This window comes from Rhodococcus sp. ACPA1 (assembly GCF_002300195.1).
GTDB lineage: Bacteria > Actinomycetota > Actinomycetes > Mycobacteriales > Mycobacteriaceae > Rhodococcus_F > Rhodococcus_F opacus.
Genome location: NZ_NSDX01000001.1, coordinates 414,970 through 440,385 on the forward strand (window position 1 = coordinate 414,970; position 25,416 = coordinate 440,385).

Consider the following 25,416-nt stretch of genomic DNA (forward strand, 5'->3'; position numbering starts at 1 on the left):
TTCGGGAGGTGATGCGCTCTTGACATCGAGTGTGATCGCCCTCACGATGATTCATAACTGGCCCACCAGCCAACTATTCGACACCCTCTGTCCGGCCATCCGCGAGGAGCGTTCATGAAGACTGTGCACGATGGATCGACCACGAACGACACGATGATGCCCTCGGCGGGAATCCCCGACGCCGAGGCCGGTCAGCTGCCGCGCGGAATCCTCCCGACGTGGGCAGTGTTCGGCGTTTCGCTCGGCATTCTGGCGCCCGCGTCCACGCTGGCCCTCGCGATCGGTGTCGTCGTCACGATTGCCGGCAACCTCAGCTGGATCACCTGGGCCGTGACCTCCGTGCTGGTCCTCGGGTTCGCCGGGGGCATCGGCTGGCTGGCCAAACGCTTCACCACCACCGGAGGGACATACGGACTCGCGGCTCGCGCGGCAGGCAAACCGGCCGGATTCTTCGTCATGGTCACCCACCTCGCGTCGTCACTCGTCGCGGGTCCCGCATGCGTGATCGGCTCGGCGATCTACCTCGACGCATTCCTTCAGAAGGTGGGTCTGCCCGCGAGCACGTGGACGCTCGGCATCTGCGCCGGGGCCGTCGCGGTCGCGGTGACCGCCCTGAATCTTCGTGAAGTGAAGCTGTCCGCGAAGCTGCTGCTGGTGATCGAATTCTTCACGGTGGCAGTGATCGTCGTGCTCCTGATCGTGGTCCTCGCGAATTCGGACACCGGTCCGATCGACAGCCGGCAGTTCGACTTCCACGGGTTCAGTGCCACGGCGATTCTCGCGACCGCAGGCTTCTCCGTGTTCTCCCTCGCCGGATTCGACCACGCCGCCACGCTGGGCCGGGAGGCGCGTCATCCCAAGCGGGCCATCAGCTTCGCCGTCGTCGGCTCGGTCCTGGCCTGCGGGGTGCTCTACATCGTCGCCACCTACATCATCGTCCTGGGCTTCCGCGGGTTGCCGATCGAGAACATGAACGCACCTCTCGACACCCTGGCGGAGCACAACGGCGTCGGGTGGCTCGGCTATCTGATCGACATCGGTGTCGCCATCAGCTTCTTCGGTTCCACTCTCGGGGTCATGGCAGGTACCAGCCGGACCGTGTACACACTGGCCCGCGACGGTCTGCTGCCCGCTCGACTCGGCAAGGTCAGCGCCCGCCACGGAACTCCCGTCGGCGCGGTGACGACCCTCGGCGTCATCTACCTCGTGGCCGGGCTCCTCGGCGTGGTCGTGACCGCGGCGGAGACGTCGTACGGCCTGCTCGGGACGTACGCCGGCTACATGCTGATCGCCGCCTACGGACTCACCGCACTGGCGGCCGGCTACTGCGCGATCCGGTCGCGGTCGCTGCGCCTGGGCATCGGACTGGCGACCGTCCTCGCCGCGATCGGGTCGGTGCTCGTGTACTGGTACAGCTTCAACCCCTTCCCGTCCGGAGCGCGAGGCGTGGTCGCGTGGATCTTCTTCGCGACCGTGCTCGGCTACATCGCCCTGTACTGCTACCTGCGGCTCCGCAAGCCGCTCGTCTTCGCGCGAATCGGTGAATCCGACCGGAAGACGACCCTCGAGGTCGATGCCGACGAGCAGGCGGGCGCGGCGCGCTGACGGTCCGGGCGGTGGCAGGGCGTCAGGCGCGTCCGGCGTCGTGCTCGGCGATCGCCGGCGCGACGAACTGCTCGAGCATCGTGCGTTCGTCGGTGTCGTCGACGCCCGGAACGGTGAGCAGGGAGACGATGATCCGGACGAGCCACCGTGCCTTCCTCACCGTCTCCTCTCCGGAGAACCCCGCCTGCCCCAGGAGGGCGGTGCCCAGCGACTCGATGACGTCCGACGAGTGGGCGATCTGCGCGGCGAGGCCGGAGTCGCCGAGCTGGAACCAGGCGGCCAGAGTCGGGTCGGCGCGCACCAGCCGGATCGCGGCCAGCATCGCCTCCACGATCACGTCCTTCGGGTCGCCGACCCCGGACACCTCCTCCGCGACCAGCGCGCCGATGCGCCGGGCCTCGCGGTGGACGAACGCCAGCTGCAACGACTGCCTGCCGTCGAAGTAGCGGTACAGCGTGGCGCGGGAACATCCGGCCGCCCGGGCAACCTCGGCCATTCCGACGGCGGCGATGCCGTTCTCGACGTACAGCTGGGCCGCGACGTCGAGGATTCGCTCGGCGGCGAGGCGGGGGCGTTCGTCCCGCATCCAGTCGGCGGTCACGCTCCACCCACCCGGAACGGGACGCTTGTCGGGCGGCGCACGTAATTGCCGTCCGCGTAGACGACGGCGTCGATGTCGACGGTGAAGTCGGGGCAGCGGGCCAGCAGTTCCTCGAGAGCGATCCGCGCCTGCATCCGTGCCGCTGCCGCACCCAGGCAGTGGTGGGCCCCGTGGCTGAACGTGAGGATCTGCTTCGGACTGCGACGCACGTCCAGGACCTCGGAATCCGGTCCGAACCGGCGCGGATCGCGGTTCGCGGAGCCGTACAGCAGGAGTGCCTTCCGTCCCTCGGGAACGACGGTGCCGTCGATCTCGACGTCGCGGGTCACCGTGCGGGCGAGGCCCTGGACGGGGGCCGTGAGCCGCAGCAATTCCTCGACGGCGTCGCCGACGAGCTCCGGATGTTCGATCAGATCGCGGCGCTGATCCCGGTGCTCGGTGAGCAACTGGACTGCACCTCCGAGCATCCCGGTGGTGGTGTCGTTGCCGCCGGTGACCATCGTGAACGCGAAACCGAGGATGGAGAGCAGCCCGGTGACGTCGCCGTCGGCTCCCATCCCGCCCGCGACGAGGTGCGAGATCGTGTCGTCTCCGGGGTCGGTGCGCCGCCGCTCGATCAGTCCGGCGAAGTAGCCCATCAGATCGGTGACCGCACCCGTCGCCTGCAGCGTGTCGCCCTGCGCATTGGCCGCGACGATTGCCTCGGTCCACCCGTCGAACTGCGCTCGGTCCTCGTCGGGGACACCGAGGTAGTGGGCGACGACCATGCTCGGCAACGGCTTGAACAGTTCCTTCACCACATCGCCCTCGCCTGCCTCCCGCAGTCGTTCGATGCGCTCCACCACGAATGCCCGGACCGACGGCTCGACGGCGGTGACCTGCCGCGGGGTGAATCCCTTCGAGACGAGACGCCGGAACGCGGTGTGGTCGGGCGGGTCGAGCATTACCAGCGGCGGATTGTCCTGCAGGCCGATCTTCTCCAGCTCGCCGTACGTCGTGGTGAGGCCGGCTGCGGAGGAGAACGTCTCGGCGTCCCGGGCCGCCGCGTAGACGTCGGCGTGCCGGGACAGCACCCAGTAGTCGTTCCCGGGTGCGCCCTCGGGGACGACGTGATGGACAGGGTCGTGGTCGCGCAGGTCTGCGTACATCTGCCACGGGGCCCGCCACGATTGCCCGGACCTCGGCACGAACGAGACGCTCGACACATGTGCGGTCATGTATCGATGGTGAGACACTTTGGCCAAAGTGTCAATAGTGCGAGGCGCGACCTCTAGCCGAACAGGGCGAACGCCACGACGGCGAGGATCAGGACGAGTACCGGCGTGAGGATGAGCAGCAGCCCCAGCAGTCCCGGATTCTTCACAGGCCGATGATCGATGGCGCCCTTGCTGAAACTGCTGAACGGCGACGCGTAGTACACCGGGGGAGCCGGGTGATACCGGTTGTCGACGGTGATCTGTGCCTTGCCCTGCTCCACGATCCACGGGACGGAGATCTGGATGTGATGCACACCGGGAGGTGCCGGAATGACGTTGTGGCCCCACCGCAGCGGTACGGGATAGCCGTTGATACGGGCGTTGGGCGTCACCAGCATCGGGCCCATCGGCGGCTTCTTCGCGTCGATGACGAGCGCGGTGGGTGAGGAGGCGGGCTGCATGAAGGGCGAGAGTATCACCCGGCCGCAGCCCGAAAAGTGCGGCCTACTGGCCGGCCGCGATCCGGGCCTTCTCCAGAGCCGCGAGGGTGCGGAGCACGGTGGCGCGCTGCTTCTCGAGGTCGCTGATCCGGGCACGCGCGGCGAGGCCGGCGGGCTCACCGATCAGATTCATCTGGGCGTCGATGGCCGAGAGCTGATCGAGCAGACCCGTGACGCGCGATTCGAGTGCGGCGACGTCGACGGCGTCGGTGCGCACCGGAGCCACCGGCGGCGTGGCCGACGTGCGGGATGCGCTCGGGCGGGTCGACGCGGTGGCCGACGACGTTCCCGAATGAGCGGTGCTGCGCGGCTCCGACACCACGCTGGCCGCCCGGGGGCGGAGCGCCTTGCGCACGGCGGCCGGGTCCGGGAGTTCCGCGAGCTTCATCTCGTTGAGTTCGCGACGCGCATCGCGGGCGTTGACCCGGTGCTCACGCTCTTCGTCATCGTCCGACTGCAACGTGCCGCCGAGCGGACGCAGACCGTACATGCCCAGGAAGCGGCGGGCCTCGTCGATGACCGATTCCTTCTCGCGGCAAGCGCCACAGCGAGGTTCGTTACGGAACATCTCGACCGCGTTGTCGTCTCCGCACCACACGCACGCCCCCGGCGACCAACGCCGGACGTTTCGAATTGCAGCGATATCGATAGGGCCGGAGAGAGTCTGCGCGTCGATCACGACGAGCCACAGTAGGGGAATTCGAGCGTGCGAGTCACATCGCCGTAAGTACGACCTGCGGTTCTGCGGCCAAGCGTGACGAAGATCATGCCGAGGCTCGCAAACTGCTCCGCAAACGCTGTGTGCCACACGTGTTTTCCCGACCGGTAAGTTTCATTCTCCGGCACCGATGACGGTCGTCAGCCAGTCGACGAGCGGCCGCATCGAACGCCAGGCGGTGCGCACTTCGTCAGCGGCGCGGGGAGTTTCGATCCAGTCAGGGGAGAGATAGCTCCGGCTGGCGGTGAGCGACTTGTGACGCATCAGGTCGAGTCGCGGGTGGTCCTCTGCGACGCCGCGGGGACGGGTCTTGAGTGTGTCGCCGCCGATCTCGAATCCCGACGACCGGACCTTCTTCACGAGCCGGACGAGTTCGCGGCCCTTGCGGTCGTCGTCGACGGCGTCACGGAAACGCCCGACCTGGAGCGGGGTATGCGAATAGAAGCCGCCCGCGACGAACAGTCCCGCGGCGTCGATCTGTACGTAGTAGCCCACGCCGGGGCGGGTTTCGACGAATCCGCCCTGGTGGGTCTTGTAGGGCGTCTTGTCCTTCGAGAACCGGACGTCGCGGTACGGGCGAAACACCTTGCCCGCGCCGAACTCCGATTCGAGTTCCGCGAGCAGGGCGGTCATGGGTGCGCGCACGGAGTCGTCGTAGACGGATTTGTGCGCGGTCCAGAAGCTCTTGCTGTTGTCTGCCTCGAGGTCCTCGTAGAAGTCGAGAGCAGCGGTGGGGATCCCGGTGAACACAGGGAAAGGCTACGCCTGTGAGTGGTTGACGAGTCCCTGGACTCGTCAACCACTCACAGGTGCGAAGCGCCTAGGCGTTGCCGTTGAACAGCGACGTGACCGAGCCGTTCTCGAAAACTTCCTTGATGGTGCGAGCCAGCAGCGGCGCGATGGACAGCACCGTCAGGGTCGGGAACTTCTTCGACTCGTCGATCGGGAGCGTGTTGGTGACGATGACTTCCTTGGCACCACACGCGGCGAGGCGCTCGGCCGCCGGATCGGACAGGACACCGTGGGTGGCGGCGATGATCACGTCGCCCGCGCCGGCCTCCTTGAGGATCTTCACGGCGCCGGCGATGGTTCCACCGGTGTCGATCATGTCGTCGATCAGGATGCAGGTGTGGCCTTCGACGTCACCGACGACGCGGTTGGACTTCACCTGGTTGGGCACCAGCGGGTCGCGCGTCTTGTGGATGAACGCCAGCGGCGCGCCGCCGAGGGTGTCGGCCCACTTCTCGGCGACCCGGACGCGACCGGAGTCGGGGGAGACGACAGCGATGTTCTCGGTGCCGTAGTTGCCGCGGATGTACTCGGCGAGCTGACCCTGGGCGTGCATGTGGTCGACGGGGCCGTCGAAGAAGCCTTGGATCTGGTCGGTGTGGAGGTCGACCGTGATGATGCGGTCGGCGCCGGCGGTCTTGAGGAGGTCGGCGATCAGGCGAGCCGAGATGGGCTCACGGCCGCGGTGCTTCTTGTCCTGGCGTGCGTACGGGTAGAACGGCAGGATCGCGGTGATGCGCTTGGCCGATCCACGCTTGAGCGCGTCGATCATGATCAGCTGTTCCATCACCCACGTGTTCAGCGGGGCCGGGTGGCTCTGCAGTACGAAGGCGTCGGAGCCGCGGACCGACTCCTCGAAACGGACGAAGATCTCGCCGTTCGCGAAGTCACGGGCAGTCTGCGGGGTGACCCGCACGTCGAGTTCCTTCGCCACCTGTTCGGCCAGCTCCGGATGCGCGCGACCAGAAAAAAGCATGAGGTTCTTCTGGTTGTCGATCCAATTCGCGGTCACTGCTCTATGCCATCCTTTAAATCTTGCTTCTCGGTTTCGTGCAGATCTGAACTGTGGTGCAGTCCCGCGGCGGCTGCCGCCTCGGCGGCGGCGGTACCGGGCCGATTTCGTTGCACCCAGCCGTCAATATTGCGCTGCTTTCCGCCGGAGACCGCGAGTGCCCCCGGTGGTACGTCGAAACGCAGCACCGTGCCGGCGCCGGTGTAAGCACCGTCACCGACCTGTACCGGAGCGACGAACATGGTGTCCGATCCGGTCCGGACGTGTGACCCCACCACCGTACGGCTCTTGGCGACGCCGTCGTAATTGACGAACACGCTCGACGCACCGATGTTGCTGTACTCGCCGATCGTGGCGTCGCCCACGTAGGTCAGGTGAGGAACTTTGGAGTGCGCCCCGATGTCGGCGTTCTTCGTCTCGACGAATGCGCCGAGCTTGCCGGACGCACCGAGGACGGTGCCGGGACGCAGGTAGGAGAACGGGCCGACGGTGGCGCCTGCGCCGATCGTCGATTCCGAGCCGTGGGTGCGCACCACGCTGGCGCCTTCGCCGACCGACACGTCGGTGAGCGTGGTGTCGGGACCGATCACGGCGTCCTCGCCGACGGCGGTGGTGCCGAGCAGCTGCACCCCCGGATGGATGGTGACGTCGCGAGCGAGCGTGACGCCGACGTCGATCCACGTGGTCGACGGATCGACGACGGTGACGCCGGCCCGCATCCAGTTCTCGACGGTGCGGCGGTTGAGTTCGGCAGCCAGCCTCGACAGCTGGACGCGATCGTTGGCGCCCGCGACCTTCGCGGAGTCGGACAGATGCGCGGCGAAGACGGGTGCACCGGCCTCGCGGGCGATCTTGACGACGTCGGTCAGGTACAGCTCGCCCTGCGCGTTGTTCGCGTTGAGCTGTCCGAGCGCGGAGCGGAGGAACTCGGCGTCGAACGCGTACACACCCGCATTGACCTCGGTGATGGCCGCCTGCTCTTCTGTGGCGTCGGCCTCTTCCACGATCTCGGCGATCTCACCGTCGTGGGGCAGTCTGACGATCCGCCCGTAGCCCGTGGGCTCCGGGGCGGTGAACGTCAGTACCGTGACCGCCGCGGGAGTGGGCTCGCTGCGGTGCTCGTCGACGAGAGCGTGCAGGGTGCGGCCGTCGAGCAGCGGGACGTCCGCGGCGGTGACCAGCACGGTCCCACGGAAATCGGCGGGCAGAGCGGACAGGCCGCATTCGACGGCGTGCCCGGTGCCGTTCTGCTCTTCCTGGACGGCGATTGCGATCGGGCGGCCAAGCTCGGCCTTGAGGGCAGTGACGGCGGCTCCGACGCGTTCCTTGTCGTGGCCGACGACGGTGACGAGGTGCGCCGGATCGACCTCCGAGGCGGCGTGCAGGGAATGCGCCAGCATCGTGCGTCCGCCCAGGGTGTGCAGCACCTTGGGGGTCTTCGACCGCATCCGAGTTCCCGCGCCGGCGGCGAGGACGACCACGGCGGTCTGCACTGGCATGAAGCTCCCTCTGGGTCGTTCCGCTCTTGACTGTTCTCGACAGCTCCGCCTGCAGGAATTAGCTCCGCAGGCTCCGCTCCGCCGCCAGGACTCGAACCTGAACTATCTGAACCAAAATCAGAGGTGCTGCCATTACACTACGGCGGATTGCCACACACACGGGGTGTCACGCCCGTTTGCGCGAGAGAATCCTCGCATGCCGACCCGCCGCCCGTCGAACCGCTGCGGAAATTTGTCTCGGTCGTCCCGATAGAGTGGGTGCTACCTGCAGTGTTTCGACGCTGCCCGCGGCACTTCATCGTCGCGAGTGTCAGGAAAGGATGGTGCCTCGGTGCCCCGACCCACGGACGTGGACGCGACCCCCGAGAGGGCGGTCCGCACCCGGATGACCGGTACGCAACGCCGCGAGCAGTTGATCGAGATCGGTCGCGCCCTGTTCGCCGAGCGAGGCTACGAGGCGACGTCGATCGAAGAGATCGCACAGCGGGCGCACGTCTCCAAGCCTGTCGTCTACGAACACTTCGGCGGCAAAGAGGGCCTCTATGCCGTGGTCGTGGATCGGGAGATGTCGCGGCTGCTGGAGATGGTGACGTCGTCGCTGAAGCAGAACCGCTCCCGGGTCCGCGTCGAGCGGGTGGCGCTGGCGCTGCTGACCTATGTGGAGGAGCACACCGACGGATTCCGCATCCTCGTCCGCGACTCTCCGGTGGCGGCACCGGACGGAACGTATTCGAGCCTGCTCAACGAGGCCATCGGTCAGGTCGGGCACATCCTCGCCGGCGATTTTTCGCGGCGTGGCTTCAATCCCGATTTGGCCCTGCTCTACGCGCAGGCGCTGGTCGGAATGGTGTCCACCACCGCGACGTGGTGGCTGGACGAGCGGACGCCTCCGAAGGAAGTCGTCGCCGCGCATCTGGTCAACCTGTGCTGGAACGGGTTGACCAATCTCGAAGCGGATCCCCAGCTGGGCACCGATCGGCCCCGCACGACACCTCAGTGAACGTGTTCTCTTTTTCCGACTCGCGGTTCAACTTCACTAGGGCTGCGCCTGTCGAGTGCTAGGGTTCGCTGGAGTTTGCGCGCCCCGTCGGGGGGGTTGTTCGGGAGGCAGTCGATGGCGAGACAGGTTCGAGCAGAGGTAACTCGGGCGTCGGTCCTGATGGCGGCGGCCGACGTATTCTTACGCCTCGGGTACGCCAACGCGGGTCTCAACGAGATCATCGAGCAGTCCGGTGTGACCAAAGGTGCGTTGTACTTCCACTTCAGTTCGAAGGAAGACCTCGCCCGCGGTGTCATCGACGAGGGGCAGATCCGTCTCACCTCCGGAATGACGTCCGTCAGCGACGGGCCGACGCCGGCACTGGAAGCGCTCGTCGCTCTGTCCTACGTGGCGATCGAGGCAGCGAGTTCCGATCCGATCGTCGCGGCGATGTTGCGACTGCAGCACGAGATCGGCGACTACCAGGGGACGCACGGCAACGTGGTGGCCTCGTGGCAGCAGGGTTTCGAACGACTCGTCGCACGAGCGGTCGAGGAGGGCGACATTCTCGCGGAGGACGACGTCTCCACGGGGACGCTTTCCACCTTTCTGCTCGGGTCGTTGCTGGGAGCGCATGTGGTCGCGACCGCGACCGGCGCCTTCGACGATCTTCCGCGCCGCATGGAGCGGGTCTGGTACTTCATTCTTCCCGGGCTTGTCGAGCCATCCAAGCTCGTGTACTTCCGGCAGTTCGCCTCGCGCCGCCTGCTGCGCTGAGTGCGTTTCCGGCGGTGGTGCCTCCACCGCCGGGCGCTCCTCGCGCTCCCACCCGGAGCGGGAACTGCATCTGGTCCATCACCACACGACGGCCGAAGTCCAGGGTTCGTCAACGGATGGAACCCCCGCGGCGCGCCGTTCGTCTGCGCATCGTCGAGGTTCGTCAACAACTGAGGCTCTAGCTTCTGTCGGGCCGGGTGGGTAATCTCTTCATCGAAGTGATATAGCTCTCTTGTCTGTGTTGGGGGCCAAGAGAAGGCTCTGGAGGCCGCGCTCACCCACATTGATGGAGCCACCATGTTCCACTTGCGTTCCGCGCTTGGTTCAGTTGCGGTCGCTGCGGCCGTCGTCTTTTCCATCTCGGTCACACCGCTTGGGGTGACGACAGGGGTGAGCGCCGCGCCGTTCACCACCCCCGTGGCCCGGACCTTCACCGGCGACTACAGCAGCGGCGACTTCTCGCAATGGCCGTCGGTGCAGACCAAGGACTACAACGGCTCCGGAGCGGACTATGTCCCCAGTTACTCTGCGAGCATCGTCCCGGACGGAACCTACGGCAGAGCGGCCCGCTTCGAGGTTCGCAGCGGCGACGTCCCGTCGTTCGGGGACGGTGAGCGTTCCGAGGTGGCGGCCGGGAACGAAACCGGCGGATTCGAAGGTCAGACACGCTGGTATCAATTCTCCACCAAGTTCGACCCCGGATTTCCGCAGAACCATGCCGACCTCGGCTGGGGGCTGACGAACCAGTGGCACCAGGACGTCGGTGTCGGAAGTCCCCCGGTCGCATGGTCTGTGGGCCAGCGGAACGGCTACTGGTCACTGATCGTCCAGAAGCAGTCCGTGCCCGGAGCCTATCTGGAGACACTCACCCTCTTCGAGATACCCCTGGACGTGGGTCGGTGGCATGACGTGAAGATGCAGATCAATTGGTCGGCATCGGACACCGCAGGCTGGATCAAGCTGTGGCTCAACGGCGTACCGCAGATGTTCACCAACGGCGCCGACACGTACTTCGTCCGCACGCTGATCCCCGGCACGAGCACCGTCTACTACAAAGAGGGTTACTACCGGCAACCTATGCAACCCACCGGTGTCGTGTTCCACACGGGATTCCGGTGCGCCACCGACGAGGCGGCACTGTAGGAGGTGCCCGGTGGTCGCTCCACAGATTGCGGGTCACTCCGCGCCGGCGGCCGACCGCATTGCACTGAGGCGCAAGTTATTTACGCTCGGCAATCAAGAGGACTTCACGGACCGAGAGAGGGCCGGCGAGTTTCGTGCGAACGGAGATCGGAGCCGCCTGCAACGGACGCTCGATGATCGCCTTGACTGCGACCGGCACGTACGCGTGACGCTTCGCCCTGCCGAGGTGTAACAACATCCGACTTGGCACGGCGCGACTGCGCACGCGCCGAAAGCCGGCGTCGCGCAGCATGGCGCCCAACTCCCCGTTGGTGTATTCCCGCAGGTGAAACCCCGTGGCCACAGGAGTGAAGCCGCGCGAAATGTCCCATGGACCGGTCAGTCGACTGGGTGTCTCGATGAGAAAGCGCCCCCCCGGCCGCAAAATCTTCAGAACCGCGGCGAGGTGTTCGGGAACATCGTCAGGGTGCAGGTGCTCCATGACCTGACGGCTTATCACGAAATCGGCCGAGGATGGCGGCAGCGGTGGGTCGAGCACGCTACCGACCATGAAGCGTGCGTTGGCCGGTCGCTCTTGGTTCGCAAGTTCCACCATTGCGTCCGAGGCGTCGATGCCGATGCATTCGCGCACGGCCGGCGCGAATCGCCGAATCAGACCTCCTCTCCCGCAGCCTACGTCGACCACAGTGTCAGTTGGCCGAGTCAGCGCCCCGTACTGCTGGAACCAGCCTTCTTCGAAGGCTTCCTCGGAAGCGGCGTCTGTGACGTGCGCTTTATGCCAGGGAACCTCCTCGAACAGACGGTTGTATACATCTCGAGTGACGGACTCGCGCGTGTCGGGGGTGCTGGCCAACAGTTCCTCGCGCAGTCCTCGTTCGATTTTCCAGTGAACTCTGTCTCGGTCTTCTGGCGGTGGCCAGTCCTTCGAGGGCTCGCCCGGTGGTTGAGACATGTCGATCGAGACCTCCTGGGTGAAGTGAAGTGAGGGTTCCCGGCCGAGACCTCTGACCAGGACGTATCACTCGAGGACGGAGATCCGACTTACGTTTTACAGTGTAGACATCCGCGGCGCCGCGGCTGAGACGAACGCGTCGACTCACCAACAAAGCAGGCTCACCAACACAGCATTCGGACTGCCACGCATTCGGTCGGTGCGGTCCGACCCTTCCCGGTAGCCTCGCTTGCGCTGACGGGCCGGGGGTCGGGAATGCGGTGTACCAGGCCTTCCGGCGAGCGGTTTTCCGGCGTGCGTCGAATGTCGGTACAAGAGGTTTGCCGGCGACTGTGCGGTCGGAGATCGGAGCGGTTCACGCAGATCGTACGTGCCCGCCTTGTCCCGCGGTGGCGTCCTCGAGTGCTTGTGTGGAGTAGGTCGTGTGGACGCGGTTTGGTCCGCAGACGATGGGCGATTCGGCGGAATCGAGCCGGCGCGGCGAGGATGTGTTTCGCAGCGTCGTGGATGCCGATTCTTTTTTTGCAGAGCGCTTTTCGGTATTGCGACGTCTCCGAGCGTGCCGTCGCGTGGGCTCGGGTCTCCGAGTGTCGAGCAACGGGTGAGTCTCGGCGTTCGCCGCGTGATGCGCACCGACGGGTCGAACTTGTTTCTGTCGAGTCCCTCCCGGCGGAATGCGTCAACATGGTTCAGCTGCTGTGGTATTGAGCGTTGGAGCATGGTCGTCGAAATCAATTCTGCCGCTGACGAATTAGTCTGCAACGCCGATCCTGCGGGGTGTGGCGTACCGGCGGAGGGCGGGGGCGACCGGCCGCCCGTGGAGGAATCCCGTCACACCCCCGGATTCGATCGCTCTGCTGTAGATCTTGAGTGCACCCCGGGTTGCCTCGAGGGTCTGGGTGATGTCCGTCGGGGTGTGCGCTGCGGATGTGACGAAGGATTGGCCGAGCACTCCACCCGACAGCAATTCCTGGAGGAAGAGCGTACGGAACTCTTGCGATGGTTGACGTTCGGGGTCTCGTGTGACGAAGACGAGGCAGGATGGTCGTCCGATCACTTGGACGTAGTCTGCGATGCCCAGCTCTGCCGCGGCCCTGTTGACACCCTCGGCCAAGCGTTGTCCCGAGCGCACCATGTGAGATATAGGGTCCTCGGTGGCGTAGGCGTGAACGACCGCTCGGAAGGCTGCCAGCCCGCCGCGCTCCGGGCCGTGCGTGGTCGACAGGAGGAACACGCGCTCTCGGTCCGTATTCAGGCCTCCTAGGTCCATGTACTCACGTTTACCGGCGAGGGCCGATATCGGAAAACCGTTGCCCATGGCCTTTCCCCAACACGACAGATCGGGTTCGACCGAGTAGAGCGATTGTGCGCCGCCGGCCGACCAGCGGAATCCAGTGATCATCTCGTCGAAGATCAGCAGTGCGCCGTGCCGGTCGCAGAGGGCGCGGACACCCTGGAGGAAGCCCGGTTCCGGCTCCGCCGTTGCGGTCGCAGCTTCGAGGATGACGCAGGCGATCTGACCGTCGTTCCGGTCGAAGAGTGCGGTGAGCGAAGGGAGATCGTTGAACGCGAAACCGGCGGACTTGGCGCCGGTATCGGTGGGGACGCCACTGTTCATCGCTGTGGTGCCGATGAACCAGTCGTCGACCGAGAAGAATGGTTGATTGCAGATGGCCACCATGTCGCGACCCGTCACCGCCCGGGCGAGGCGGACCGCGGCGGTGGTGACGTCCGATCCGTTCTTGGCGAACTTCACCATGTCTGCTGCGGGAACCAGTTCGAGGAAGTCCTCCGCGGCGTGCAGTTCGAGCTCGGTCGGCCGGCTGAAGTTCGTTCCGTCGGCGATCGCTGCGCAGACGGCGTCCGTGACAGGACGGTAGCCGTGCCCCAACGTCACCGACCGCAGACCCATGCCGTATTCGATGAAGTTATTTCCATCCGCATCCCACACACGGGCGCCTGAACCGCGGACGAGAACGGGCGCCATGAAGTCCGGATACTGGTCGGGACCGCGTGCGTAGGTGTGTGCGCCGCCCGGGACCAATCGGTTCAGGCGGGACTGCAGTTCGTTGGAGCGTGTGAACGACGGGCGGGCCGAGCCGTCGTCGCGTGCATTCGACATAGCCGAACTCCGGGGTGTGGAGGGGTGCAGTGCCTTCACGTTGTGCGGTACTGTCGACACGAGTCTCTCCCCGTCGGGGTGCACTCGCAAGCGGCGTCGATCGGAAATCTTTCCCCGGCTGCATCTGACGAGACTGTTGTCGGCCCAGCGTTGTCGCGCGAGACTGTAGCCATATCCGATTTCTCCGGACTCTTCAAGGACAGTAATGGCGAACTATGAAGCCGACTCGACGGGCATCGACAGTTCGGCTCTGCGCGTACTGATCGAGAACGGGGAGTACTGGCTCACCAATAGAGGTGATCTCGCCATCCTCGACGTCACCGTTCGGAGATTGAGCGAGCGATGGCCCGGTGCGCGGCTCGGCGTCCTGACCTATGCACCGTCGTTGTTGCGCGCGTTCGCTCCGAGCGCCGAGCCGGTCACCTATCGCCGTGGGAGCAGATGGTCGCGATCCGGAACATGGTGGCAATTACCCTCGTATGCCGGGCCCCAACTGGTCGGCCCGGTGTCGGAGGGCTGGTGGGCTGCCTCGGATCGTCCACGGCGTTACGCGCGCAGGGTTCGTGACTCCCTCCGCGGGTCGGTCGCCAAGCCCGACGACAGCGGGCGCATTCCTCGCATTCCGATGGCCGTCCGCGATGCCTCACTCGTGATCGCCATGGGCGGTGGCTACATGACCGACGTCGATCCCTATCAGGCCCACCGAACCCTCGATCTGCTCGAGCGCGCGGCTGACCTGCACATACCGACCGCGATGTGTGGTCAGGGCATTGGACCGCTCACGGGTGAACACCTCGTGGCCCATGCCTCGCAAGTCCTGCCCAAGGTCGATCTCATCGCGGTCCGAGAGGGAGTGCGAGGCCCGGCGCTCCTGCGGTCGCTCGGCGTGTCCTCCGAGAGGGTCGTGGTCACCGGCGACGATGCCGTGGAACTGGCCTACGACATGCGATCGGACCCGATCGGGACAGACATCGGGGTATGTCTTCGCGTTGCGGGATACTCCCAGGTCACGGGCGGTGCACAAGATGTCGTCGGACGTGTGGTCCGGCGGTTCGCTGGTAGCGTCGATGCTGGTCTCGTTCCGCTGATCGTCTCCGAGTACGAGGCCGAGGATCGTCGCTCGACGATGCCGTTGGTCGACGGGTTTCCGGTCGTGAGACCCATAATGGGGCGCTTCGCCAGTGCCCGAGATCTGGTGACCGAAGTGGCGCGGTGCCGGGTGCTCGTCACCGGCGCATACCACGTTGCCGTTTTCGCCCTTGCCCAAGGTATTCCGGTGGTGGGTTTGTCCACATCGCGCTATTACGACGACAAACTCGGTGGTCTGAGCGGGATGTTCCCTGGCGGCGTCGAGTTGGTGCAACTCGCCGAGGACGGGCTCGAGGAAAGACTCACGCGTGCGGTTCACCATATGTGGCAGGCCGCTCCGGATCTGCGTTCCGGCCTGCGTGCGGAGGCGCACGCGCAGGTGTGTGCGAGTAGGCGGGCGTTCGAGCGCGTGTACGCGCTCGTCGAGTCGGAGAACCCGCGCCGGGCAACGGAACAGTAACGCGCCATTCGTGTTCCGGTCGAACCATGCGCTGACGAATGCGGTGGTCAGGGTGTCGTCAATGTTGGATGTTGTCGGGACGTGGGTCTCCCATGTTCGAGGCCTGCGCCCACATATCCGACGTGATCGCCCACATGTCGTGATCTCTACGGCGGCCGCCGACGTCGAGGAAGCTGGCCATTGTGCCCTCACGTCTCATGCCCACGCGCTCAGCCCGCTTCGCAGCCGCAGCGTTGTCCACGCAGATGGGCGCGGTGACTCGGCGTAGTCCCAATGTGCCGAACACGTAGTCCGCGAGTAGCACGCCCAAGACTGAGCACACGCCTTTGCCGGTCACCCGTGCGTCGAGCCAGATTCCCAACTCTGCGGTCTTGGTGCGCACGTCGATGCGCTCGAGATTGCATTGTCCCGCAAAGCGCCCGTCGATCTCGACCACCATCGGCAGCGCGAGGCCGGCACGGGCGGCCTTTCGTGACTGCAGGCATTCGTCGACCCATACCGTCTCGGTGTGGCGCTCCGGCCAGTTGAGTGCAGAACTGACCCAGTACGGTTCGATCAGACGCTGATCTCGCAGCCGAATTTCCCGCCAGGCGGTTGCATCGGACAGCCGTGGCGAACGGAGCGCGACTTCGTGCCCGCCGACTACTACCGGGCCGAGGTGTAAGTCCGGGGCCCGGCGTGCAAGATGAATCCGGCGGAGCGGCCGGAGGTGGAACCTGGCGGCCGCGACGACTGCAACTCTTGTTTTCGGAAGATCCAACGATCTCACCTCTGGCGATTGATGATACTCGGCCGCGTGTGCCAGTCGTCAAATATGAAAAATCCGCCAAAACCATACCGCAGGTACTCTTCTATGGAGTAAATTAATCTCCAGGTCGGGAAAATCGCTTAGTCGACATTCCGGGTCGGCGCCGTGGGTCTAACGATGGCGTGCCGAGTCGGCCCGACATCTCAGCGGGGACGCGCGATTCTCCGCAACCTGATGGTGGAGGGGCACATGACCAGCACATTGAACGTTCAGCTCGAGCGTATCTGGCGCCGTCGTGTGTTGGTCGTCCTCATCGCGGCGCTGGCGGTCCTCGGAGGGGTCGTGGCAGCGAACGAAGCCGGGACCAGCTATACGGGCAGGGCGGCGCTGATCGTCTCCTCGCCGGGCCGGGCTCCCGAACAGGACGCAATCCTCGTGGTGGGGTATGTCGACTACTTCAACAACGGGCCCTACCAGGAACGGATCCGAACTCGAGCGGGCGTCCCCGACGACGTAGCCTTCGCAGCCAGCACGGCCGCCGCGAGTCCGATCCTCTATATCGACGCCACAGCCAAAGACCCCGAGACCGCGGCATCCGCGGCAACTGCAATGGCCGGGGCGTTCCGAGACGATGTAAACACCGTCAGGTTTGCCGGTAGGGCCGACACCCTCGAGGAGCTCAGGAAGCAACTCGACGAGCAGCGTGCCACCCCCGAAGCGGACCCCGTCGCAATGGCGCAGCTCCAGGACCGGATCACAGCGATCGAGTTGGACACGACAAACGAGCTGCAGGACCAGCAGCTCGCCGCCGGCGTCGCAGAGGAGAGCCCGTCTCTGGCGCGGAACGCGGTGCTCGGGCTGTTCGGCGGCCTGATACTCGGGTGCGTTGCAGCTCTCGCGCTGGACGCGGTGTCGAAACGCCTCACGACCGCCGACGACGTGCGTGCGAAGGTCGGCGTGGACACGCTGGTCGAGGTCCCGCGCGGCGGGAAACCTCGAGCGGAACAGCGTCGCGAGGCACAATTCCGACGTTTGGCAAACATCGTCGGCTTGGCCGATCTTCCCCGCCCGGCAACGATTGTGGTGACCGCGCCGCGGCGCACGGAGGGCGTTGCACAGGTTGCGCGGGCAATCGCCGAGCACAGGGCGATCCAGAGCGAACGGTCCTTGATCGTGCGGGCGGATCTGCACGGTTCCGAGCGCGCAACGAATGTCGATGAAGCTCCGGGCGTCGCGGATTTCCTCGCCCCGGTCACCCCACCTGCGATCGCCGGGTTCATCCAGGACGCGGTCCCCGGCGAGATGCCGGAGATGCCGAGCGGAACGGGGAACGGTGATCCCTACGTGCTGTTCACCCGTGAGCGGTTCGGCAACCTGCTCCAACAGGCCCACAGTATCGCCGACGTTGTTGTCGTCGAGGCTCCGCCGATCACGGAAGCAGCTGAAGCGCAGGTGATCTGCGCGGCAGCAGACGCGGTAATGCTGGTGGTCGAAAGGCGCAGCACGCGGGTCCCCGAAACGGTGGAGGCATGTCGGCTGCTCGGGCAGGTGGAGTCGAGGCTGCTCGGTGCCGTCATCATCGATCCTCGATGCACGCGACGCAGTGCGCCGATCCCGCCATCGGACGCGTTGGACGAGTCCACGGACTCGGACGCGTTGGACGAGTCCACGGACTCGGACGCGTTGGATACCGTCGACCTCGTGAAGGTCCGCGAGTCCACTCCGGATCAGACCGCGCGTCCGTGACCTGACGACAATGAGACGGACACCGCCCCTCGCCGACCCCACCAGTGCCTCGTCCACGGGTGGATCGACCTTCCGATGGATGGTGGGCGCAGGGTTCCCCGTGGCTGTGCTCATCGTGCTTGCAGCCGCGGCGAAGGTACCGACTCATTTCGGTGTGCTTCTCCTGCTCGGCGCCGTCGGCAGTGCACTTGTCTTCGCCGGGCTGCGCGATCCGGTGGTCGCTGTGCTTCTGCTGCTGGTCACCACGTTCCTCCGGGTCGCCCTACCCAGCATCTTGCCGGTGGATCCCTTCGTCCTGGCGTACCTCGGGGTGGTGGGCGCGTGGGCGATCTGGATCGCCCGGGGCATCGACCGCGCTCCGCGTCTGGGCGCCATCGAGTGTGCAATGGTTCTCTACGTCACCTGGAACGTGATGTCGATGTTCTCCTCACACCAATACGGCTCCGTCGTCCCCGTGTCCGGCGCAGAACTCTCCGTACCGCGATTCGTACTGACCGGCACCATCATTCCGTTCACGGTGTTTCTCGTGGGACGGTACACATTCGACCGAGTGTCTGCGGTCCGGCTACTTCTATGGACGATCCTGTCGCTCGGGGCTTACTCGGCTGCGATGTGCATTCTGCAGTTTCATGGTCCGACCGCACTCGTCTGGCCCCGCTACATAGTCGAGTCTCCGAGCTGGGAGGGGCGAGCCGTCGGCATCTTCGACCAGCCCGTGGTCAACGGCGTGGTGTTGATCCTCGGTTTCATCGTGGCGCTCCTCCTCGCCGCAACGCGCAGTGAACCCCGGTGGAGCCGGATTCTGGCCATCGCGATCGCGGTTGCGTCCGCATACGGCGTCTATCTGACCCACACGCGAGTCGTCTGGCTGGCATTCGCTGTGGTGGTGTTGGTTGGAGCAGCGTCTGCCAAGGGGTTTCGAACCGGGTTCGTCATGACCGGTGCGTTCGTGGCGGCCGCCGTGGCCATCAAATGGTCGGCCTTCACCAGCAGCGATCGTTCCGCGGGTGGTGTCGGATCACCCGACGAACTGCAGGATCGGCTCAACACTGCGGAAACGGCGATCTGGGCAGTCCAGGAGAAACCGTTGGCGGGGTGGGGGATCGGGCGCTTCACCGCGATGAACACGTACCATCACCAGCGGTGGGCGCCGGATGTGCCATGGATTCGCGGCTTCGGAATCGCGTCCCACTTCAATGAGCTCGGAATCGCGGCGGAACTGGGACTACTCGGGTTGGCTCTGTGGCTCGCCGTCCTCTTTCTCTTGGCCTGCGGTCTGACCCATGCATACCGGGTGCTGCCGGCCGACGGCCTGTGCGGGAAGCGTCTCGCGCTGGTGGCGATCATGGCCTTCGTTGTGCTCGTGATCGCGGGCCTCACGGTCGACCTGCGGTTCTTCGACTTTCCGAACGCGGTCGTGATGCTGCTCGTCGGAATCGTCATCGGCTGGGCCGATCGACTTCCCGAGGATCACTTGACACCTGATCCGCATCGACGCGCGTCTGAATCGGCCCCAGCACAGGAACGCGCATGAACCGGCAGCGGGCCCTGTGGGCGTCGACCAGTACATCCACCCGGGGCGGAGTAGCGAGTTTCGTCCGAACGATGCAAGCTACTCCGCTGTGGGAGCTGTGGAACGTTCGCCATGTCGGTACCCACCGGAACGGCACGGTCGCCACGAAGATCGTGGCGTTCGCGACGGGGCTGGGCGCGTTCGTGACTGCTCTGGTTTTCGACCGGCCGGATGTGGTTCACCTTCATACCTCCGTCGCCGGCAGCTTCATCCGAAAGGCCATCCTCGCCTGGATCTGTCGAATCTTCCGGGTGCCGATCGTGATGCACGTGCACGGTTCCGACTTCCATCTGTTCTACGGCCGATCGCCGCGCCCCATGAAGGCGCTCATCCGCGCCACGCTCACCGGTGCGGACGTCGTAGTGGCACTCGGGGACCGGTGGGCAGAGCGGCTCGAGCGGATTGCGCCGCGGGCGTACATCGTCTCTGTTCCCAATGCGGTCCGGCCTTGCCATCCGGTACGGCAGCCGTCCGGAAGTGAACCCGTGCACGTTCTGTTCCTCGGCTGCATCGGCGATCGCAAGGGGACCTTCACACTGCTCGACGCGTGGGCGAAGATGATCGGCGACGGAAACGGGCGTGCGCGACTGACGCTCGCCGGTGACGGCGAAGTGCAGCGCGCGCGGGACCGGGTCGATCAGCTGTCGGTGGGTAGCACCGTCACGGTGCTCGGGTGGCTCGCTCCGGATCGGGTACCCGAATTGTTGGCAACGTCCCAGGTACTGGCCCTGCCGTCGCGCAACGAGGGCCAGCCGATGGCGATACTCGAGGCGATGGCACACGGCCTGTGTGTGGTAGCCAGCTCGGTGGGAGGCATCCCCGAACTGATCGACGACCGTTGCGGGGTGCTGGTTCCGGTCGACGACGTCGACGCACTCGCGGCCGCCTTGCGTCGTGTGGTCTACGACGACGATGCGCGCATCAGGCTCGGATCCCAGGCGTTGCAGCGCATCCGAGCCGAGTTCGACGTCGACATCGTCTGGCGCCGTTTCGATGCCCTCTACCGCGAGGTGCGGCGATGACAGCCGATCGCCCCCTACGGGTGTTGTGTGTGGTGCCTGACCTCCGCGTCGGAGGAGCGGAGCGGCATGCTGTCACGTTGCTTCCCCGGCTGGACCGAAAGAGGTTCGACCCCAGCGTCATCTGCATCGGGAGCGAGGGCGACCTGTTCCCCGCCCTGGCGGCCGGGTATGTTCCCGCCCTGGCGTTGAAACGAACGAAGTTGCAGGCGGTCGGTGCGCTGTGCGACCTCGTGCGGGAGACGCGCAGGATCGCCCCGGACATCATGATTGTGCGCGGCTTCAATGCGGAGACTCTCGGTCGGATCGCTGCTTTCCTGGCGCGAGTTCCACGGACGGTCGTATGGGTGCACAACTGCGGTGAGACCACCACGAGGAGTGTCCTGCGGCGGATCGTCGACCGCGCGCTCGCCCCGGTCACGAGCGCGTATTTCGGTGTGGCGAAGTTGCAAGTTCCCTATCTCGTAGACGATTTGCACATCCCGCCGCGCAAGATCCGAATCATTCACAACGGGGTGGATCCCGCACAGTTCGATCCGAGGGGAGATCGTGCCGCCGCCGCGGACCTCGGGATCGGGCCGCGCGACCGAGTGGTGGGAATCCTTGCCGCGCTGCGACCCGAGAAGGACCACGCCACGCTGTTGCGCGCCGCACGGCTGGTCGTCGACGAGCTGCCGGACGCGAAGTTCCTGGTCGTCGGCGATGGGCCGACGCGAGGCGATCTGGAACGGTTGGCCGGTGAGCTGGGCATTGCCGACCGCGTGGTGTTCACCGGTTCCCGTCCGGATGTGAGGGATCTGCTCGGAGTGATGGACGTCTTCGTACTGAGCTCGTACAGCGTGGAGTGTTTCCCGATGGCGTTGCTCGAGGCGATGGCCGCAGGGCGGCCGGCGGTCTGTACCGCAGTCGGCGGCGTTCCAGAGATGATTTCGGAGGGGGTGACCGGATTTCTCGTGCCCCCGCGTGCGCCGACGGCACTGGCCGAGAAGCTGTTGCGAGTGCTGACGGACCCCGAGACGTCCAGGGAGATGGGCCTCGCAGCGCGGACGCGAGTCGAGTCCGAGTTCAGCCTGCGCGCCAGCGTAGCCGAGAGTGAACGTGCACTCGAGGAGGTGGCGGGTCGGTGCCCGCCTCGCGGGGCGAGACCCATCCGGCTCAGCCTGGTCTTGGACCTGACGTTCGTCGGGGGTGTCGAACTCCTGATGCTGGAACTGTTCCGCAATCTCGATCCGCGGGTGGTACGACCGCGCCTGATCTGTCTGCGCGAGGCTGGGCCGCTCGGCGAGGAGTTTCGGAGGGCGGGATTCGACGTCGAAGTGCTCGAGCGCTCGGGTCGCTACGACGTTCGAACCCTGCCGCGGTTGATCCGTAGCCTGCGACGTGATCGCACGGACGCGGTGCTGGTTACTCATCATCATCGAGCGGCGCTGGCGCTGGGGCGAATTGCGGCACGGATCGCGGGAGTACGTGCCAACATCGTGGCGGCCCACGACATGGACCTGACGTCGGTCGGCAAGCGCTGCCTACCGCGCTCCACCGTGGAGACGCTGTGGCTGTCCGATGCGCTGGTCCTGCTCGCCCCGCGACAGGGCGAGTACCTGCGCCGGGAAGAAGGGGTAGGACGCTTCGCGTGGCGACGCACGCGCGAGGTGGTGATTCCGAACGGGATAGTGCTGCCGCCGTTGCCGCGTGACACCGACCGTGAGCGTGCCAGGGCCGCGTTCGGTCTCGACCAGCAGGACTTCGTTGTCGGTATCGTCGGCCGGCTCAGCAGTCAGAAGGCGCACCAGGTGCTCTTCGAAGCGATTTCTGCCGTGGCGGCGTCCGGTGTCCGGGTACGGCTGGTCGTGATCGGAGGCGGCGAACGCGACGATGAGTTACGCACTCTTGCCACCGAACTCGGTATCTCGGGCCGCACGCGGTTCATGGGGGTGCGGCGGGATGTGCAACAACTCCTGCCAGGGCTCGACGTGTCCTGTCTGTCGTCCGTGCATGAGGGCGTGCCGATCATCGCGATCGAGTCCATGGCCGCGGGCGTGCCGCTCGTGGTCACCGATTGCGGTTGCCTGCGAGACATGGTCACCGATGGTGAACAGGGTTATGTGGTGCCGGTCGGAGATGCACATGCGATGGCGCAACGGCTCATTTCCTTGGCCGCGGACCCAGGACTGTGCACTCGGCAGGGACGGTCGGGGCGTGCACGGGCGGAACAGCAGTACCGGATCGAAGACACGGCGCGAGGATTCGAGCGCCTGCTCACGGAAGTGGTGGAGGTGCGATGAGTCGGCACATTCTGATTCTCGTGGAGAATCTATCGGTACCGTTCGACCGCCGGGTGTGGCAGGAGAGCAGCGCGTTGGTCGAGGCAGGCTACCGCGTCACGGTGATATGCCCGATGGGGGCCACCCAGGACTGCGAGCCGGACGCCACGCTGGACGGGGTCCGCATTCTCCGCTATCCCCTTCGTGCCGCGGAAGGTGGGCCGTTGGGCTATCTGCGGGAGTACGGTCTGGCGTTGTGGCACACCACGCGGCTCGCTCTCCGGGTGCGGCGTGATGATCCGGTCGATGCCGTCCACGCCTGCAATCCGCCGGATCTGCTGTTCCTCGTCGCTGCGCTTCTTCGCCCGGCCGGTGCCAAGTTCGTGTTCGATCACCACGATCTGGTGCCCGAACTCTTCCTGTCTCGGTTTCCCCGAGGCGGTCCGATCCTCTATTGGGCGACCAGGCTACTGGAACGGCTCACACTGGCCTCCGCCGACGCGGTGATCTCGACGAACGAGAGCTATCGGCGGGTTGCCCTCGATCGCGGGCATCTGCCGCCGGAGCGGGTTACCGTCGTTCGGAGCGCGCCCGATCTGAGTCGGTTCGTCTGCCGAGATCCCGATCCGAACCTGAAGCGCGGCAAGCGGTATCTCGCGGCGTACTTGGGTGTGATGGGCCCGCAGGACGGCGTCGACTATGCGCTACGGGCCCTGGCTCACCTGCGGGACGGCATCGGGCGGGACGACCTCCACTGCATATTCATGGGAGCGGGGGACTCTTTCGACGACATGGTGGCCCTCAGCGAGAAGCTCGGACTCACGGACATGGTCGAATTCACCGGCCGGGTCCCCGACGAGTTCGTGCAGCGATGTCTGTCGACCGCAGATGTCTGTCTCGCACCGGATCCACGCAACCCATTGAACGATGTGTCGACGATGAACAAGGTCGTCGAATACATGGCGATGGGTCGCCCACTCGTCTCGTTCGAGCTCGTCGAGTCGAGAGTGTCGGCGGGGGAGTCCGCTGTCTACGCCCCGGCCAACGACGAGGCAGCCTTCGGAGCGGGGATCGACGAGCTGCTACGGGACCCGCAGAAACGTCACAGAATGGGCCAACTGGGCCGGGCACGTGTCGAGCAGCAGTTGTCGTGGGAGACGTCGCGCCGGGCACTCACGGACTTCTACGCGCGGCTCTTCGCGGCCGAGCGCGTGAGGCGATGAACGATCGAATGCGGTCATGGGTTCTCGCTCGAGAGCACGAGACCGTCGCTCGGTTGGAGGGTCACCGACGTGACGGTGTCCCCGTTGTTGGTGCTCGGATCCCGGACGCCCTGAATTCGCCGAAAGGGCTTCTCGAGTTGCACTTCTCGCGGTTTGTCGTCGGTGTTCAGGAGGACGGTTCCGTGCTCGAAGTCGCGACGGAAGAGGCCGTGGCCCAGCGACCCGACCCCGTTCGCGTACGGATCGTTCAGGACAGCCGGCGACGGGTCGGCCACCAGTGGATGCCCGAGGTACCCCGGGCCGAGTCCGCCACCGTCCATCTCGTCGAAGTAGGCCGGCTCGTCGTAGTCGGCGCCCATCGGCGCCCAGAATCCGTTCTGGAGCAACGTCGCCGCCAGGAAGTACCGGGCACGCTGGAAATCCTGTGCCGAATGCGGTGCGGCACCCAGCTTGTCGATCGTCATCGCGAGGCCGGGCCGGCGGTGGTCGCCTTCGGCGGTCAGGCTGACATACTGCTCGATGTCGAACATGGGATTCCGGTCGGCGCGCGGGTCTGCGAATTTCTCCCACGCCCGGCCGTCCAGTTGTTGCGTCAGCAGTGTCCGGTCGCCGTTCGCGATCAGGATCGCGTCCGGAATTCGTTGCCGGATGATCTGTTCGGCCAGGTTCACGCCGCGTTCCCAGGGGTTTCCGAACCCGTAGATCGAATCGTCCGGCTCGTCGGTTCCATCGGAGTCGATGTCCCAGTGATCTCGATCCGCACTGTAGATTCGGTCGCCCCAGACGTCGAGGAAGATGCCGTCCCACACCCCCGCAGACCAGACGTCGTCCACCACCCAGTTCGCGGCATACTCGGCAAAGATCTGGCCGTTGATCCGCGGCGCCTGGTCCGTGAGGTTGGTCATCGTCGACTCCGGCCACTCGCTGACCGGCGTGCCGTCCATCGTGTGCGCCAGCCATGGTTCCGGGAACGCGCTTTCGCCGTTCTGGTCGAACTGCCACAGCGCGTATCGGTTGGCCCAGTACGCCTCCGTTCCGAGTTGATCGGGATGGTCGACCACGTTCACGTAGGCGAGCAACCGGAGGCGTGGATTGGCGTGACGGAGCTCGTCGAAGTAATCGTGCGGCTTCCGGTTCGCCCATTCGTTGTCGATGACCACCACGTCGTATCGAGCGAGCTCCTCGACAGGCGGAAGATCCTGCTGATTCAGGAAATACGTTGCGGTCCTGGGGAACGTCAGGGAGTGGGGATCGCCGGGGGTGTGCGCGGGCGCGGGACGCTCGTCCACGGGCGTAGCGCACGCGACGGTCAGTCCAACGGCCGTAACGACCGTCGTCAGGGCGAACCGGAGGCGGCCGAAACGCCGGGAGGCGAGAGTGCCGGGCACCGAGTCAGCTTGACAC

Annotated in this window: 21 protein-coding genes and 1 tRNA gene; 10 read left to right on the forward strand and 12 right to left on the reverse strand. The window is 65.6% G+C overall.

The window, feature by feature from the left end; genetic code table 11:
- Positions 1 to 114: 114 nt before the first annotated feature.
- Positions 115 to 1,605: an APC family permease gene (locus CJ177_RS01820; RefSeq protein ID WP_095867169.1), complete on the forward strand. Its 1,491-nt coding sequence runs from the start codon at positions 115 to 117 to the stop codon at positions 1,603 to 1,605.
- A gap of 22 nt (positions 1,606 to 1,627) precedes the next feature.
- On the opposite strand, the gene CJ177_RS01825 is transcribed toward CJ177_RS01820, so the two are convergent.
- The 8 genes from CJ177_RS01825 to CJ177_RS01860 all read right to left on the reverse strand — a co-directional run bounded on the left by CJ177_RS01825 (position 1,628) and on the right by CJ177_RS01860 (position 8,067).
- Positions 1,628 to 2,206 carry a TetR/AcrR family transcriptional regulator gene (locus tag CJ177_RS01825; RefSeq protein ID WP_061700331.1) on the reverse strand — a complete coding sequence of 193 codons (579 nt, stop codon included), beginning with the start codon at positions 2,204 to 2,206 and terminating at the stop codon, positions 1,628 to 1,630.
- Entirely contained in the window at positions 2,203 to 3,423 is a 1,221-nt protein-coding gene (locus CJ177_RS01830) for a cytochrome P450 (protein ID WP_061700330.1), read from the reverse strand. Before CJ177_RS01830 ends, CJ177_RS01825 begins: the two co-directional genes overlap by 4 nt.
- Before the next feature lie 53 nt (positions 3,424 to 3,476).
- Entirely contained in the window at positions 3,477 to 3,863 is a 387-nt protein-coding gene (locus CJ177_RS01835; RefSeq protein WP_005238797.1) for a hypothetical protein, read from the reverse strand.
- Positions 3,864 to 3,906: 43 nt separating this feature from the next.
- A complete protein-coding gene (locus CJ177_RS01840) occupies positions 3,907 to 4,470 on the reverse strand; it encodes a hypothetical protein (protein ID WP_037179295.1) in 564 nt (187 codons plus the stop codon).
- Between the two features lie 264 nt (positions 4,471 to 4,734).
- Entirely contained in the window at positions 4,735 to 5,370 is a 636-nt protein-coding gene (locus tag CJ177_RS01845) for a DUF2461 domain-containing protein (RefSeq protein ID WP_005238799.1), read from the reverse strand.
- A gap of 70 nt (positions 5,371 to 5,440) precedes the next feature.
- Complete coding sequence (locus CJ177_RS01850) at positions 5,441 to 6,421, reverse strand: ribose-phosphate diphosphokinase (RefSeq protein ID WP_005238800.1); 981 nt, start codon at positions 6,419 to 6,421, stop codon at positions 5,441 to 5,443.
- The gene (glmU, locus tag CJ177_RS01855) at positions 6,418 to 7,920 is read right to left on the reverse strand and encodes a bifunctional UDP-N-acetylglucosamine diphosphorylase/glucosamine-1-phosphate N-acetyltransferase GlmU (RefSeq protein ID WP_095867170.1); all 1,503 of its coding nucleotides are present in this window, start codon (positions 7,918 to 7,920) and stop codon (positions 6,418 to 6,420) included. Before glmU ends, CJ177_RS01850 begins: the two co-directional genes overlap by 4 nt.
- A 76-nt stretch (positions 7,921 to 7,996) precedes the next feature.
- Positions 7,997 to 8,067, reverse strand: a tRNA-Gln gene (locus tag CJ177_RS01860).
- Between the two features lie 238 nt (positions 8,068 to 8,305).
- On the opposite strand from CJ177_RS01860, the gene CJ177_RS01865 reads away from it, so the two are divergent.
- From CJ177_RS01865 to CJ177_RS01875, 3 genes are all read left to right on the forward strand, one after another.
- Positions 8,306 to 8,920, forward strand: a complete 615-nt coding sequence (locus tag CJ177_RS01865; protein WP_206031502.1) for a TetR/AcrR family transcriptional regulator — start codon at positions 8,306 to 8,308, stop codon at positions 8,918 to 8,920.
- Positions 8,921 to 9,034: 114 nt separating this feature from the next.
- Entirely contained in the window at positions 9,035 to 9,676 is a 642-nt protein-coding gene (locus CJ177_RS01870) for a ScbR family autoregulator-binding transcription factor (RefSeq protein ID WP_005238803.1), read from the forward strand.
- Between the two features lie 297 nt (positions 9,677 to 9,973).
- Positions 9,974 to 10,819 carry a polysaccharide lyase gene (locus tag CJ177_RS01875; RefSeq protein ID WP_082764448.1) on the forward strand — a complete coding sequence of 282 codons (846 nt, stop codon included), beginning with the start codon at positions 9,974 to 9,976 and terminating at the stop codon, positions 10,817 to 10,819.
- 76 nt (positions 10,820 to 10,895) lie between these two features.
- Here the strand turns inward: CJ177_RS01875 and CJ177_RS01880 are convergent, their stop codons facing one another.
- Both CJ177_RS01880 and CJ177_RS01885 read right to left on the reverse strand, forming a co-directional pair.
- Positions 10,896 to 11,771, reverse strand: coding sequence for a class I SAM-dependent methyltransferase (locus CJ177_RS01880; protein ID WP_082764447.1), 876 nt, complete (start codon positions 11,769 to 11,771; stop codon positions 10,896 to 10,898).
- A 751-nt stretch (positions 11,772 to 12,522) separates the two neighbouring features.
- Positions 12,523 to 13,893: a glutamate-1-semialdehyde 2,1-aminomutase gene (locus CJ177_RS01885; protein WP_095867171.1), complete on the reverse strand. Its 1,371-nt coding sequence runs from the start codon at positions 13,891 to 13,893 to the stop codon at positions 12,523 to 12,525.
- Positions 13,894 to 14,098: 205 nt separating this feature from the next.
- On the opposite strand from CJ177_RS01885, the gene CJ177_RS01890 reads away from it, so the two are divergent.
- Positions 14,099 to 15,442, forward strand: a complete 1,344-nt coding sequence (locus CJ177_RS01890; RefSeq protein WP_061041520.1) for a polysaccharide pyruvyl transferase family protein — start codon at positions 14,099 to 14,101, stop codon at positions 15,440 to 15,442.
- 58 nt (positions 15,443 to 15,500) lie between these two features.
- On the opposite strand, the gene CJ177_RS01895 is transcribed toward CJ177_RS01890, so the two are convergent.
- Positions 15,501 to 16,211, reverse strand: coding sequence for a GNAT family N-acetyltransferase (locus tag CJ177_RS01895; protein ID WP_257014339.1), 711 nt, complete (start codon positions 16,209 to 16,211; stop codon positions 15,501 to 15,503).
- 228 nt (positions 16,212 to 16,439) lie between these two features.
- Between CJ177_RS01895 and CJ177_RS01900 the strand changes: the two genes are divergently transcribed.
- From CJ177_RS01900 to CJ177_RS01920, 5 genes are all read left to right on the forward strand, one after another.
- Positions 16,440 to 17,936, forward strand: a complete 1,497-nt coding sequence (locus tag CJ177_RS01900) for a hypothetical protein (protein ID WP_095867172.1) — start codon at positions 16,440 to 16,442, stop codon at positions 17,934 to 17,936.
- Between the two features lie 100 nt (positions 17,937 to 18,036).
- Positions 18,037 to 19,470 carry an O-antigen ligase gene (locus CJ177_RS01905; RefSeq protein WP_156681886.1) on the forward strand — a complete coding sequence of 478 codons (1,434 nt, stop codon included), beginning with the start codon at positions 18,037 to 18,039 and terminating at the stop codon, positions 19,468 to 19,470.
- Positions 19,467 to 20,531, forward strand: a complete 1,065-nt coding sequence (locus CJ177_RS01910) for a glycosyltransferase family 4 protein (RefSeq protein WP_061041517.1) — start codon at positions 19,467 to 19,469, stop codon at positions 20,529 to 20,531. Before CJ177_RS01905 ends, CJ177_RS01910 begins: the two co-directional genes overlap by 4 nt.
- Positions 20,528 to 22,810, forward strand: a complete 2,283-nt coding sequence (locus tag CJ177_RS01915; protein WP_061700326.1) for a glycosyltransferase — start codon at positions 20,528 to 20,530, stop codon at positions 22,808 to 22,810. The genes CJ177_RS01910 and CJ177_RS01915 overlap by 4 nt, the downstream gene beginning before the upstream one ends.
- A complete protein-coding gene (locus CJ177_RS01920; protein ID WP_095867173.1) occupies positions 22,807 to 24,012 on the forward strand; it encodes a glycosyltransferase family 4 protein in 1,206 nt (401 codons plus the stop codon). The genes CJ177_RS01915 and CJ177_RS01920 overlap by 4 nt, the downstream gene beginning before the upstream one ends.
- A 14-nt stretch (positions 24,013 to 24,026) precedes the next feature.
- Here the strand turns inward: CJ177_RS01920 and CJ177_RS01925 are convergent, their stop codons facing one another.
- Complete coding sequence (locus CJ177_RS01925) at positions 24,027 to 25,400, reverse strand: putative glycoside hydrolase (protein WP_061041514.1); 1,374 nt, start codon at positions 25,398 to 25,400, stop codon at positions 24,027 to 24,029.
- Between the last annotated feature and the right edge of the window lie 16 nt (positions 25,401 to 25,416).